Genomic DNA, 13,935 nt, shown 5'->3' with positions numbered 1-13,935 from the left:
CCTCTTAAAGCGAGACGGTTCTGACGATCTCGGCGCGCAGGCTGTCCAGCCCGAAGGATTTTTCCGACGAGGTGGCGAGAACCTCTGGATAGGCGGCGGGGCGCTTGCGGATTTTCTCCAGTGTCTCACCGATCAGCCGGGGAACGCCGACATCCTTGATCTTGTCGGTCTTCGTCAGCACGACCTGATAGGATACGGCTGCCTTGTCGAGCAGGCTCAGAACCTCTTCGTCGTTCTTCTTTATGCCATGGCGGGAATCGATCAGCACGTAAACGCGCTTCAGCGTTGCACGGCCGCGCAGATAATCGAAGACGAGCTTCGTCCAGGCATCGACATGGTCCTTGGGTGCCTGCGCATAGCCGTAACCGGGCATGTCAACCAGCGCCATCGGCGGCAGGTCGCCGGGCTCGCCGGAATACCCTTCCGGAACGAAATAGTTCAGTTCCTGCGTGCGGCCGGGTGTATTCGAGGTGCGGGCAAGTCCCTTGTGGCCCACCAATGCATTGATGAGCGAGGACTTGCCGACATTCGAACGTCCCGCAAATGCAATCTCCGGCGGGCCTTCGGGCGGCAGGAACTTCATCGCGGGAACGCCGCGAATGAATATCCAGGGTCGCCCGAAAAGGGGCTTTTCGGTTGCCGGGCCGGTGTCACTCATTTCGATTGCACCGACTTTCGCTTGAACAGCCCTTTGAGATTATCGAACAGTTCGATCTTGGCGCCGTGGCGCTTCATGATGAGGGCCTGCTGGCTGATGGACAAGGTGTTGTTCCATGCCCAGTAGATAACCAGACCAGCCGGGAACGAAGCCAGCATGAAGGTGAAGATCAGCGGCATCCAGGTGAAGATCATCGCCTGTGTCGGATCGGGCGGTGTCGGGTTCATGCGCATCTGCAGGAACATGGTGATGCCCATGATCAACGGCCAGACGCCGATCATCAGGAAGTGCGGCACGTCATAGGGCAGAAGGCCGAACAGGTTGAACAGCGAGGTCGGATCGGGCGCGGAAAGGTCGTGGATCCAGCCGAAGAACGGTGCATGACGCATTTCGATGGTCACGTAGATGACCTTGTAGAGCGCAAAGAAGACCGGTATCTGCAGCAGCATCGGCCAGCAGCCGGCCACCGGATTGATCTTCTCTTCCTTGTAGAGCTGCATCATCGCCTGCTGCATGGCCATGCGGTCGTCGCCATGCTTGGCCTTCAGTTCTTCCATCTTCGGCTGCACGCGCTTCATGTTCGCCATGGAAGCATATTGCTTGCTGGCGAGTGGGAAGAAGAGCGCCTTGACGACGATGGTGGTGAGCAGGATCGCCACGCCGAAATTGCCGAAATAACGGAAGAAGAAATCCATCATTTTGAACATCGGCTTGGTGATGAAGTAGAACCAGCCCCAGTCGATCAGAAGGTCGAACTTCGGAATAGAATATTCGGTTTCATAACGGTCGACCAGCGGCACTTCCTTGGCGCCAGCGAAGACAAGGCTCTTCAGCTCGATGGACTGGCCGGGTTCGACCGTCATCGTGTCGCTCTTGAAATCGGCCTGATAGCTCGGCTGATTGCCCGTGATATGCGAATAGCGGGTTTCAAACGGCGTCGTCTGCGGCGGAACGATGGCCGCGGCCCAGTACTTGTCGGTGATACCGAGCCAGCCGCCGGTCGCCTTGGCAACCGTTACCGGCGCCTCTTCAACGTCCTTATATTTCTCTTCCGTCAGGCTGCCGTCTTTGCCAGAGACACCGAGAAAGCCTTCATGGATAACGAAGACGGGCGGGATCGCCGGCTTGTTGTTGCGCGTCACGCGGCCGTAGGTGGCGAAAGAAATAGCGGCCTGACCGGGGTTCTCGACCTTGTCGGCGACCGAGATCATGTAATGCGGGTCGATCGACACGGTACGGGAGAAAACGACGCCCTTTTCGTTGGTATAGGTGAGCGTGACGGGTGTGGTTTCCGTCAGCTTGTCGCCGCTCGCAAGCGTCCAGACCGTCGTCGGGCCGGGAACGCCACCGACTTCGGCAGCGCCAACATAACCAAGCTCGGTGAAGTAACCGTCCCTGGTGTCGGAGGGCGAAAACAGCGTGATGATCGGGCTCGAGTCATCGACGGTCTCATGGTAGCCCTTGAGCCGGATGTCATCGAAGCGGGCGCCGGTCAGGTTGATCGAACCGGCGATGGCGTTGGTGTCGATGGCGACGCGCTGGGTCTTGGCGATCGCTTCTTCCCGGGTCGCCGTGGCGGCGGCCTGCGTAGAGGAGGCGGGCGGTGCGCCTTCGACAGTCGCGCCGGGTGCTGCACCCGGTGCCGGCTGTTGCTGCGTCGTCTGCTGCTGCGCCTGGCGGGCCTCTTCGGCGCGGCGCTGCTGCTCGATGCGCGGATTCATGTAAAGGAATTGCCAGGCGAGGACGATGACAACCGAAAGGGCTATCGCGATGAAGTAATTGCGGTTCTTTTCCATCATTCTTTCCTGGAGCGGGTCTCCTGGGACCGTTTCGGTTTCGCCGTTCCTTCAATGCGCTCGGTAAGGAGAGACTGAAGTTTCGGGAAGGCCGTACTAAGCACGTCCCTGCGGGCGACAATCACATAGTCATGACCGGGCTTCATTGCGACCCCGGCGGAAAGCCTGACGGCTTCCTTGAGACGGCGGCGCATGCGATTTCGCTCGACCGCGTTGCCTTGTTTTTTTGTTACGGTAAAACCGACCCGAGGTTCGGTTTCCGGGGTTTTCCGGTCAAGCACTTCCAGAAGAAAGGTGCCTCCCCGCCGTTTTTCCCCCGCCTGAACGGCAAGAAACTCCGACCGGTTTTTAAGCCGGCCGGGCTGTTTTTTAGTCTCGCTCATGTGCCCGCGACTGTCATCGGGCCACAGGCTCGGCAATTAAGCCGACAGACTTGCGCGGCCGCGTGCGCGGCGAGCTGCGAGAACCTTGCGGCCGCCGGCAGTAGCCATGCGGGCACGGAAACCATGACGGCGCTTGCGAACAAGCTTGGACGGTTGGTAAGTACGCTTCGACATTTATTTAATACCGCGGTGTGCGGCCCTTCTTGAATTTGCAATTATTTGCAAGAGCGTTTCGTTTTTTGCACGGCTAACCCCGCCTGGGCGAGCTTTCAATGGCCGAGCGTGCGCGGCTTATAAGGGCATAGGCCGAGCAAAGTCAATTGCCGAAGGGGTTTTCGCAGTTCACCTTTTGCGGAAAACACACCGGCATCTCCTTCGCCGACTGTCAATAGAGATTGATTCCAACGCGCAATTGGTAAAATCCGAAATTCTTTCTTAACGCAGCATTGATAAATGTTGTGATGCGAAAAGTTATGCCAGCTTCCTGTTTTTCGTCGTGCGGCTGGCGTGTGTTGGGGGAATGAAATTGAGAATTCGCGGTCGTATCAATCTTCTTGTCGGGCTGATGAGCCTCGTGGCCTGCACCATCGGTGGACTGTCCATCTATGCCGTCAGCGAATTCCGGGTGCGTACAGTCGCATATGAAAAGGCGGCGGAGCGCGCCTATAAGGGCGAGGCGCTCAATCGGCTGGTCACCGCGGTCGTGATGGAGGCGCGCGGCGTATATGCCGCCCCCGATATAACAAAGGCCGCGCCCTTCGCGGATGGCATCGTCAAGAACCTCGACGCCATGGAAAAGCTGATCGGCACATGGACCCCTCTCGTTCCGGCGGAACAGAAGGCGACCTTTGATAACCTCTCCAGTCGCTTCAAGGAATTCAAGACGTTTCGCCTGGAAACCGCGCGGCTTGCCCGTGAGGCCAGCCCACAGGCGGCCAACCTGCAGGGCAACAACGACGCAAACCGGGCCAACCGCAAAGCCTATCAGGCGGAAATCGATGCAGTCGTAAAGAATGACATTGCCGAACTTGAGGCCGTCGAGGCCGGCATCGATGGTTTTGTAACGACGACATTCTGGCTGGTCATCATCGTCACCGGCAGCGGCATATTGGCCGGCGCGGCCTTCGGTCTTTATATCGGTACGCGGCAGCTGAGCGCGCCCATCCGCAGTGTTTCGGAAGTGATGAACGCCGTGGCGGACGGAAATCTGGATGCGGATGTGCCCTATCTCGGCCGGAACGATGAAATCGGCGAAATGGCGGCGGCCGTTGAAGTCTTCAAGAAGAATGGCCTCGAAATGCGCCGCATGAACGCGCAGGAAACCGCCATGCGCGCCAAGAGCGACGATCTTCAGGCTGGCATGGCCATCGTCGTCGATGCGGCTGCGGGAGGCGATTTCAGCCGCCGCATCAACAAGGATTACGGCGACGAAAATCTCAACCGTTTCGCTGCAACGATCAACGCGCTGCTCACCGGCGTAGACAATGGCGTCTCCGAGACCAGCCGTGTCATCGAAGGTCTGGCGCGCGGCGACCTGACGGAAAAGATGGACGGTGAGTTCCGCGGCGTGTTTGCCGAACTGCAGGCCAACGTCAACCAGACGCTATCCAAGCTGCGTGAAACGATGCGCGAGGTGCGTAGCAGCACGGAAGGTATCAGCGGTAACGCAAACGAGTTGCGCTCTGCGGCCGACGACCTGTCGAAGCGGACGGAACAGCAGGCTGCAGCGCTGGAGGAAACTTCCGCCGCTCTGGACGAGATTACCGCCGTTGTTCGCAATTCCACTGATCGTGCGCAGGAAGCCAGCACCATGGTGGCCGAGACCAAGCAGAAGACGGAAGAATCCGCCAATGTCGTGCGCGATGCCGTCTCCGCCATGGATCGTATCGAGCATGCTTCCCGTGAGATCAGCCAGATCATCAACGTTATTGACGAGATCGCCTTCCAGACCAACCTTCTGGCACTGAATGCGGGCGTGGAAGCCGCCCGCGCTGGCGAGGCGGGCAAGGGCTTTGCCGTTGTCGCCCAGGAAGTGCGCGAACTGGCGCAGCGTTCCGCAACTGCCGCAAAGGATATTAAGGCGCTGATCACCAAATCCGGCCAGGAAGTGGGACGCGGCGTATCGCTGGTGCAGAAAACGGGTAGCGCCTTGAGCGAGATCGAGACCCGTGTCCTCGCCATTAATGACCACATCCATTCGATTGCCACGGCGGCGCGGGAACAGTCCACCGGCTTGCATGAGGTCAATACGGCGATCAACCAGATGGACCAGGTGACACAGCGCAATGCCGCCATGGTGGAAGAAACGTCGGCCGCAACCCACAAGCTGAGCAATGAAGCAGGGCATCTCGTGACGTTGGTGTCGCGCTTCAAGGTTGGCGCTGAAGATGCTCCGCTCCGCACGCGGATCGAGCAGCCGATGCGACCTGTGGCGGTATCCGGCAGAGCGGCGGCCGTGGCCTCTCCGGCCCGCAAATTGATGAACAGCGTCAGCCGCGCCCTCAATGCCCAGCCGGCCGCCACGCCGGCGCATGGCGACTGGCAGGAATTCTGAGAAAGCCGATATGCGGCTTCTCCTTAGACCCGCTATATTTAAAACGCCGCCTTTGGGCGGCGTTTGTTTTTTTGCGACGATGAAAACGTTTATTTTGCAGTGCATTGGAAAAATGTCAGTTAGGTCCTATTATCATGCGTGCATATAAACCCAGCCGTTCAACCGAAGCGGCGGCGCGCATAGGATCAGGGCCAGGTGTTATCTAAAGGCGTAGACAGCTTGGACCGCACGGAGGAAAATCCGGTGCACTGCATGCCGGGGTTGACCGCTGGTCTTTCGGGGCGCCTGCTGTTGCTCACGGTCATTTTCGTGATGATCGCCGAAGTGCTGATCTTTGTGCCTTCCGTCGCCAATATGCGCCTTTCATGGCTGCGCGACCGCCTGAACACGGCGGCTGCCGCCGGCGCGGTGATTGACGGCTTGCAGGCCGAATTGCCACGAAGCGTGCAGAACGACACGCTGATGGCAACCGGGGCAAAGCTTATTGCGCTGCGCAAGGACGGCACCTCGCGCCTGCTGGCAGTGGCGGAAACGCCGCCCGGGGTGGACGAGCAATATGATCTTTCCGATGTTTCGCAGCTGGCAGCGGTGCGGGATGCGTTTTCCACATTGCTGTTCGGCGGCAACCGCGTCATCCGCGTTTTCGACGTCGTCGGCGATAGTGACACCATCATCGAACTGGTGCTCGGTGAAAACAAGCTGCGGGCGGCCATGCTCGCCTATGCCCGCAATGTGTTCCTGATCTCCATCGTCCTGTCGCTCGTCACCGCCGGCCTCATCTTTATCTCCATCAACCGCATCATGATCCGGCCTATACGCCGGCTGACGCTTGGCATGCAGCATTTCTCGGAAGATCCGGGCAATCCGGAGCGCATCTTCGTGCCGGAAGAAGGAACCGACGAACTGTCGGTTGCGGGACGTCACCTCGCCGACATGCAGACGGAACTGCAGAAAACCCTGCGTCAACAGAAGAACCTCGTCGATCTCGGCCTCGCCGTTTCGAAAATCAACCACGACATGCGCAATATCCTCTCTTCCGCGCAGCTCATGTCGGACCGTCTGGTGGATGCCAAGGACCCGATGGTCCGCAGTTTTGCCCCGAAACTGCTGCGCACCATCGACCGCGCCGTGGCCTATACGGGTGAAGTTCTGGCCTATGGGCAGGCAACGGAGGGTGCGCCGAAACGCAAGACGGTTCATTTAAGCCTTCTGGTCAGGGATGTGCGCGATATTCTGGCGCTCGAGCCGGAAAGCGGCATCGAGTTTCACGACAGCGTGCCCACCGATCTGACCGTCGACGCGGATGGCGAGCAACTGTTCCGGGTGATACACAATCTCTGTCGCAACGCCGTTCAGGCCCTGCAATCGGATGCGACAAACGCCGCGCCACGACATCTGTCCATTGCTGCTCAAAGGGCCGGCAGTGTCGTCAGCATCGTCATCGACGACAACGGGCCGGGAATGCCGCGTAAAGCAAAAGAGAACCTGTTTTCCGCTTTCCGGGGGTCGGCCCGCTCCGGCGGCACCGGCCTCGGCCTCGTCATCGCCCGCGAGCTGGTGCTTGCCCATGGCGGCACCATAGCGCTTGTCGAGAAGCCCGGCCCAGGCACGCAGTTTCGCATCGAGATCACTGACCGCGCCGCCACTGTGCAGGCGGCCAGAACCGCCTGAAAACTCTCTGAGCCAACAAGTCTCAGTCATCGGCGCGCCCGCTGGAAAAAGGGCAGTGGGCGCCGCTTCAAAAACAGTCCGTATGGAATTTCATTATAATCAATTAGATAAATGAATTGCTGCGGAAAAATGACAATTTCGAAACGAAATCGCTTGCAATCGGAATGAGGACGTTTTAGAGGATCGCCACGCCACCGGAAACGACCGGAACGGCACGCACCCGTAGCTCAGCTGGATAGAGCACCAGACTACGAATCTGGGGGTCAGGAGTTCGAATCTCTTCGGGTGCGCCATTTCTCTTCCCATAAAATATAATGATACGCCCGGTGCCCGCTGGTGCTTTGTCGCATGGCGCAGGACCGGCATCTTCGTCACCGTCTTAGAAGCTCGCAGATTCCGAATTTCCCGAAAATGTGCTAAAGTCGCAGGTCGCTAGATGACCTCAGGTGAAAGCCATGTTGGAAACGGACAAGGTATTTGCCGGCTCTATCCCGGAAAACTACGACCGCTATATGGTGCCATTGATTTTCGAGCCGTTCGCCCGTGATCTGGCGCGGCGGGCGGCGGCATTGATGCCAATCGATATTTTGGAAGTCGCTGCCGGTACCGGGGTTGTCACCCGCGAACTGGCGCCCAGATTGCCCCCCGCCGCAAACTATGTCGTTACAGACCTTAACCAGCCGATGCTTGATTTTGCCGCGGCGCGACAGCCGGCCGACAACCGCATTCATTGGCGGCAGGTCGATGCTCAGGCGTTGCCATTTGAAAACGCGGCTTTCGATCTTGTCTTCTGCCAGTTCGGCGCGATGTTTTTCACCGACCGCCTGTCCGCCTACCGCGAAGCGATGAGAGTGCTGAAGCCCGGCGGACATTATTTATTCAACGTGTGGGACCGCATTGAGGAGAATCACCTGGCGAATGACGTGACGAACGCCCTGGCGGAGATGTTTCCCGACGATCCGCCGCGTTTCATGGTCCGCACTCCCCATGGTTATCACGATACGGCCTTGATACGTAGCGAGTTGGAAAATGGCGGTTTTTCTCGGGTGGTGATCGAGACGATAGCGGCGCAAAGCCGCGCTTCGTCATCGCGTATTCCGGCCATGGCCTATTGTCACGGAACTGTTCTTCGCACTGAAATAGAAGCCAGAGCGCCGGGACAACTGGACGCTGCGACAGACTGCGCCGCATCTGCAATCAAAGCACGGCATGGCAGCGGCGAGGTGGCCGCCAAAATTCAGGCACATGTGATTCTCGCCACGGTTTAAACGCCGGGCACACGGGCGCGGCGAAGCTGGTTTTCAGCGGGATAATCTACGAATTCGGATATTTGGGAATAAACCCCTAAATATTAGTGGTTTTAGTGAAAGCCTATACTGCAAGGCTTGGCGGCGACCCGAGTTTGCCGGGCTTTTTAATGTCACCGAACTTTCGGTAAACCTTCGTCATATTGTCATACAATATAAGCATATGCGCTCCAGAAAAGGAGCGCAGAATGACGCCACAATCACTTGAGCTTTCAGGAATCGGCAAAGGCTTCGGGGCTGACGATGTTCTGAAAGAGATCGATCTCTCCATCCGTCCCGGAGAGTTTTTGTCCCTCGTCGGCATGTCTGGCTGCGGCAAGTCCACGCTGCTGCGCATCATCGCGGGGCTGGAAACGCCGGATCGCGGTTCGGTCTCGATCGGCGGGCAGGACGTGACGGAGATCGATCCGAGCGACCGCAATCTGGCAATGGTGTTCCAGTCCTACGCGCTTTACCCCCATATGAATGTCCGCCAGAATATTGCGACGCCGCTGCGCATGCGGCGTCTGCCTTTCGCCGCTCGCCTGCCGCTGATCGGACGGCTGGTAGCACCGGCTGAAACGCTCCGCGAGATCGATACCGCTGTCGAACAGGCGGCTGAGACCCTGCAGATAGCGCATTTGCTGGAGCGCAGACCGGCGCAGCTTTCCGGTGGTCAGCGTCAACGCGTGGCGCTTGCCCGGGCGCTGGTGCGTTCGCCTGCCGCATTCCTGATGGACGAGCCGCTTTCCAACCTCGATGCCAAGCTTCGCGCCCATATGCGTGAGGAACTTGCCGGGCTGCATCGGAGGCTGGGTGCGACCTTTATCTACGTCACCCATGACCAGATCGAAGCCATGACCATGTCAGACCGCATCGCGCTGATGTCGGAAGGCCGGATTGAGCAGCTCGGTACGCCGGATGAGCTTTACCGGAAGCCTGCAACGCTGACCGTCGCTCGCTTCATCGGTACGCCGTCGATCAACCTGCTGCCGGTCGAAATCGATACGCTCGGCAAGATTACCGCTTTCGGACGTGATCTGGGCATCGACACCGCAGGTCGCGACGCTGGCCCGGCCACCCTCGGCCTGCGCGCCGAAGATCTGCGTCCGGGTGCCGAAGGTTTTGCCGTGCGCGTGGTCCGCAGCGAAACCCACGGGGCGGACCGCTTCGTCAGCTGCCGTCTTCTCAGCGACGAGACGGTCGCCATCACCCTGCGTCAGGGTGCCGGTGAGGCGCTGGAGGCCGATGCGCATGGTGTGCTGAACCTCGGTTTTGCGCCGGAACGCGCTCATCTTTTCGCCGCCGATGGCCTGCGCCGCAAGACGACGGTGCGTGAACGGGTGCCGGCATGACGGTTGTTGATGCTTCCACGACCGTGCGTGCCAAATCCCGTCCGAGCCTGTCGAAGGCGGACCGGCGGATGATCTGGCGTGGCCTGATGTTTGCCGCCCCCGCAAGCCTGCTGCTTCTGACCATCTATATTGTTCCGATGCTGGTTCTCGCCGGTTTTTCCGTCACGGATTACCAGCTCGGCGCGCTCTCCACGCGTTTCGTCGGCCTCGACAACTTCGTAAAAGCATTTCAGGATCCGGTTTTCCTGCGCGCTCTGACAAACACGGCCATCTACGCGGTCATCGTCATCCCCTTCGGCGTGTTTCTGGCGCTTGGCGTGGCCCTGCTCGTCTATAATCGCAAGCGCAGCCGTGCCTTCTGGGAAGTCGCCTATTTCCTTCCCGTTACTGCAACCCTCGTCGCCATGGCGACCGTGTGGCAATTCCTGCTGCACCCTTCGCTTGGCCCGGTGAATGCGGCGATCAAATGGCTGGGCTTCGAACCCGTCGCCTTTCTTTCCAATCCCGTCCTCCTCATTCCCACCATGGCGCTGATCGGTATCTGGCAGGTTCTGGGCTTCAACATGGTGCTGTTCCTTGCCGGCCTCACCGCCATTTCGAAGGATCTGCACGAGGCGGCGCGGCTTGACGGCGCGAAAAACCCCATAGACCGGTTCCTGACGGTGACATGGCCAATGCTTGGGCCGACGACCATGTTCGTGGTGGTCACCACATCCATCTCGGCCTTCAAGGTCTTCGAGACGGTGGCTGTGCTGACCAAGGGCCGTTTCGGTTCGGAAACCCTGCTGTTCGATCTTTATCTTGAGGGTTTTGAATATTCCAACACCGGTTATGCGGCGGCGCTGACCATTATCTTCCTCGCAATCGTGCTGGTCCTGTCGATAGGCCAGACGCTACATATGGACCGGAAGGTGCATTACTGATGGCCGCTCTCCGCAAATATTTCCCGCATCTGGTGCTGGCGCTCGGCGCATTCGTGATGCTCCTGCCGTTCTACTGGATGATGCTGACATCGATCCGCTCACCGGCGGAAATATTCAACGTCTCGCTCTGGCCGATCCCCGAAAAATTCGACGCGGTGGAAAACTATGCCCGGGCGGCGGGACAGGTGCCGATGGCCCGCTTCATGCTGAACGGCGTCATCGTTTGCGTCGGCATCCTCATTATTCAGGTGCTGACCTCGGTTCCGGCGGCCTATGCACTGGCGAAGCTAAGGTTTCCGGGCCGCAAGCTGCTCCTGGGCCTCGTCATCGCCGCACTCTGCGTGCCCATTCAGGCACTGGCGCTGCCGCTTTTTGTCGGGCTGGCGAAAACGCAGCTCCTCAACACCTATTTCGCGATGATGATGCCGTTCTTTCTCTCGGTCTTCGCCATCTTCCTGTTCAACCAGTCCTTCCGCAGCTACCCGGATGAAATCATCGAGGCGGCACGCATGGATGGTTTTTCGGAAATGGAAATTTGCTGGGGGCTTGTCCTGCGCGGCTCGCTGCCTTCGCTCGCCGCTTTCTCGGTCTTCTCGCTCGTCGCCCACTGGAACGACCTTTATTGGCCGATGATCGTGGTTTCAGATACCAATCTCGCCCCGCCGCCGCTTGGCATGATGTTCTTTGCCGATGTTGAATCCGGCGCGAACTACGGCGCGCTGATGGCGGGCGCCACACTGATTACCGCGCCGATGGTGCTGTGCTTCCTCCTCGCACGGCGGCACTTCATCGCCGGTATTACCATGACCGGCGTCAAGTGACGCCGTTCACACTCCTCCTCCCAACCTTTCTGGAGACTGATATGAAACTCAACCGACGCGCTGTGGTAAGCGGTCTGGCCCTCGGCATGGCTTTTGCAGGCCTTGCACAGCCGGCTCTGGCCAATGAAATCACGCTGAACGTTCTCTACAACCTGCCGGGCTTCACCAAGTTCCATCAGCCGCTGGCCGATGAATTCATGAAGAAGAACCCGGACGTGAAGATCAACTTCCTTGCCCCGGCTGCCGGTTACAACGAAGGCCAGCAGCAGGTTCTGCGCTCCGCCGTCACTGGCAATCTGCCTGATGTTTATTTCTCGGGTTACAACCTGACGGCGGAACTGGTTCACACGCTCGCACCGCGCAACCAGATCACCGATCTCGGCCCGTTCATTCAGGCTGAAGGCGGTCAGGCTTTCCTCGACAAGAACTACAGCCCGAAGATGGCCGCTCTCGGCCAGATCGACGGCAAGCAGTACGGCCTGCCGGTCAACGCTTCCTCGCCGATCATCTACATCAACGCCGACCTCGTCACCAAGGCTGGTGGCGACCCGGACAAGATGCCGACCACCTTCCCGGAGCTCATCGCTCTCGCCAAGAAGATCAAGGCTCTCGATGCCAAGTTTGCCGGCATGAGCTACGACATCAACGGCTGGCCGGATGACTGGTTGTGGCAGGCGCTGGTGTTCGAACAGGGCGGCAAGCTCGTTGACGAAAAGACCAAGACCGTTGCCTTCGACAATGAGATCGGCCTCAACGCCCTGAAGATGGCTCGCCAGTTCGTTACCGAAGGTGGCCAGAACCTGCTCGACTGGGATCAGTCCCGCCAGCAGTTCGGTGCAGGCCTCACCGGCTTCATCTTCTCTACCCCGGCCCACGTTCAGACGATCCAGGGTCTGGTTGGCGACCGCTTCAAGCTGAAGACGGCGACCTTCCCGCTCGACAACAAGGAAAAGGGCGGCGTGCCGACCGGCGGCAACTCTGCCGTTATCCTGACGCAGGAAAAAGCCAAGCAGGATGCTGCCTGGAAATACCTGAAGTGGATCACCGGTCCGGAAGCGCAGAACACCATCGTTCGCATCACCGGTTACCTGCCCACCAACAAGCTGGCAACGGGTCCGGACTTCCTCGCTCCCTATTATGTCGAGAACCCGAATGTGAAGACCGCTTCGCTGCAGGCTGACCGTTCGCTCCCCTGGGCCGGTTATCCGGGTGGCGATTCCGTCCGTATCTGGCGCACCCAGCGCGACATCATCGGCACCGTCATGCGCGGTGAGGTGACGCCGGAAGCCGGTCTCAAGCAGGTTGTCGAGCAGACCAACGCCCTGCTGAAATAAGCCCCCAGAAAGAGGCTGCGGGGAAATCCGTTCCCGCAGCCATTTTGCGCAGAAAGACTGACAATGAAGATCATCCAGATCACCGACACCCATCTCGTGCCGCCCGGCATCGCTGTAAACGGCGTCGATCCGGAAAAGCAGCTGCGCGCTGCAGTGGCCGATATTGTTGAAAAACACGCCGACGCCGATCTTCTTGTCATGACGGGCGATCTTTGCAATTACGGCGAGCCGGAAGCCTATGAGCTGCTGCGCGACATCCTCGCACCCGTCTCCGTCCCCGTGCGGCTGATGCTCGGCAATCACGACCGTCGTCCGGAATTCGTTGCAGCTTTCCCGGAACAGCCGCGCGACGACAATGGCTATATCCAGTCATTCATCGATACCGAATTCGGCCGCCTGCTGTTTCTCGACAGCCACGAAGCCGATGTCATCGGCGGCAGGTATGGCGCGGATCGTCTGGCATGGTTGGAGAGTGCGCTGGAAAGCGCGGGCGAACTGCCGGTCACGGTGTTCATCCACCACCCACCGATGGATTGCGGCATCCGCCATTTCGAACATATCGGCATGCATGATGATGGCGCCATCATGCGCCGCCTCGCGGCTCACCCGGCCGGTGTGCGTCATATCATCTTTGGCCATATCCATGTGCCTATGGCCGGCACGACAGCCGACGGCATAGCCTACAGCTCGGGTCAGGCCTGCGCCCACCGTTTCATCACCGATATCGACGTTCTCGATCCGCTGTGGACGGGTGGCAACCCCTGTTACCGGGTCATCACAACGGGTACATTCGGCCTGCGCGCCTATGATGCCGAAGTGGGGCAGGTTGTGCTTGGTCAGGCACCCATCTGCGAAGGCCCCTGATCGCGAGGGATTTTTGGCGACAGGACGGGGCGGTCGCCCGCCTCATCCTGTTTCGCCGCCGATACGATGCTGCGGAAGGCTCGCCGATTGGCGAGGCTGCGATGTCGCGAAGACCCCGCAGCCTGTAGCGCCGATGCACCACTTGCGGTTTGTTGCGCAAGATTGATGGACTAAGGCCGTAGTCCCGGCCGCGCCCTTGATCTATGTCAGTTTCATCGATGAAACTGCACGCCATAGTCGCCCAAGAGGTGGCCAGCTTGATGACGTGCCATCGTGAGTGCAGATCATGG

Annotated in this window: 12 protein-coding genes and 1 tRNA gene; 9 read left to right on the top strand and 4 right to left on the bottom strand. The window is 59.2% G+C overall.

Annotation, left to right across the window (positions count from 1 at the left end):
• Positions 1–4: 4 nt before the first annotated feature.
• The 4 genes from yihA to rpmH are packed head-to-tail and all read right to left on the bottom strand — an operon-like array spanning position 5 to position 3,011.
• Complete coding sequence (gene yihA, locus DXT96_RS13400) at positions 5–658, bottom strand: ribosome biogenesis GTP-binding protein YihA/YsxC (protein WP_142840946.1); 654 nt, start codon at positions 656–658, stop codon at positions 5–7.
• Positions 655–2,454, bottom strand: coding sequence for a membrane protein insertase YidC (gene yidC / locus DXT96_RS13395; RefSeq protein WP_153515358.1), 1,800 nt, complete (start codon positions 2,452–2,454; stop codon positions 655–657). Before yidC ends, yihA begins: the two co-directional genes overlap by 4 nt.
• The gene (gene rnpA / locus DXT96_RS13390; protein ID WP_153515357.1) at positions 2,454–2,837 is read right to left on the bottom strand and encodes a ribonuclease P protein component; all 384 of its coding nucleotides are present in this window, start codon (positions 2,835–2,837) and stop codon (positions 2,454–2,456) included. Before rnpA ends, yidC begins: the two co-directional genes overlap by 1 nt.
• A 36-nt stretch (positions 2,838–2,873) precedes the next feature.
• Positions 2,874–3,011, bottom strand: a complete 138-nt coding sequence (gene rpmH, locus DXT96_RS13385; protein WP_052675362.1) for a 50S ribosomal protein L34 — start codon at positions 3,009–3,011, stop codon at positions 2,874–2,876.
• Positions 3,012–3,363: 352 nt separating this feature from the next.
• Here rpmH and DXT96_RS13380 point away from each other — a divergent pair, with 352 nt between their 5' ends.
• The 9 genes from DXT96_RS13380 (at position 3,364) to DXT96_RS13335 (ending at position 13,645) form a co-directional block, all read left to right on the top strand.
• On the top strand, positions 3,364–5,391 hold the full coding sequence (locus DXT96_RS13380) for a methyl-accepting chemotaxis protein (protein ID WP_153515356.1): 2,028 nt from the start codon (positions 3,364–3,366) through the stop codon (positions 5,389–5,391).
• A gap of 252 nt (positions 5,392–5,643) precedes the next feature.
• Complete coding sequence (locus DXT96_RS13375; RefSeq protein WP_153515172.1) at positions 5,644–7,062, top strand: HAMP domain-containing sensor histidine kinase; 1,419 nt, start codon at positions 5,644–5,646, stop codon at positions 7,060–7,062.
• Positions 7,063–7,278: 216 nt separating this feature from the next.
• Positions 7,279–7,355 (top strand) — tRNA-Arg (locus DXT96_RS13365).
• Positions 7,356–7,517: 162 nt separating this feature from the next.
• Positions 7,518–8,330, top strand: coding sequence for a class I SAM-dependent methyltransferase (locus tag DXT96_RS13360; RefSeq protein WP_153515171.1), 813 nt, complete (start codon positions 7,518–7,520; stop codon positions 8,328–8,330).
• A 227-nt stretch (positions 8,331–8,557) separates the two neighbouring features.
• Positions 8,558–9,703, top strand: coding sequence for an ABC transporter ATP-binding protein (locus tag DXT96_RS13355; protein ID WP_174374165.1), 1,146 nt, complete (start codon positions 8,558–8,560; stop codon positions 9,701–9,703).
• Complete coding sequence (locus tag DXT96_RS13350; protein ID WP_149898444.1) at positions 9,700–10,626, top strand: carbohydrate ABC transporter permease; 927 nt, start codon at positions 9,700–9,702, stop codon at positions 10,624–10,626. The genes DXT96_RS13355 and DXT96_RS13350 overlap by 4 nt, the downstream gene beginning before the upstream one ends.
• Entirely contained in the window at positions 10,626–11,447 is an 822-nt protein-coding gene (locus DXT96_RS13345; protein ID WP_153515170.1) for a carbohydrate ABC transporter permease, read from the top strand. The genes DXT96_RS13350 and DXT96_RS13345 overlap by 1 nt, the downstream gene beginning before the upstream one ends.
• 41 nt (positions 11,448–11,488) lie before the next feature.
• Positions 11,489–12,781 carry an ABC transporter substrate-binding protein gene (locus DXT96_RS13340; protein ID WP_046799372.1) on the top strand — a complete coding sequence of 431 codons (1,293 nt, stop codon included), beginning with the start codon at positions 11,489–11,491 and terminating at the stop codon, positions 12,779–12,781.
• Positions 12,782–12,844: 63 nt separating this feature from the next.
• Complete coding sequence (locus DXT96_RS13335) at positions 12,845–13,645, top strand: phosphodiesterase (RefSeq protein WP_153515169.1); 801 nt, start codon at positions 12,845–12,847, stop codon at positions 13,643–13,645.
• Positions 13,646–13,935 lie beyond the last annotated feature (290 nt).

It is taken from the genome of Agrobacterium sp. ICMP 6402 (genome assembly GCF_009498615.1).
Taxonomy (GTDB): Bacteria; Pseudomonadota; Alphaproteobacteria; order Rhizobiales; family Rhizobiaceae; genus Agrobacterium; species Agrobacterium burrii.
The sequence above is the reverse complement of the archived record's forward strand: the minus strand, read 5'-3'. Positions and strand labels throughout refer to the sequence as shown.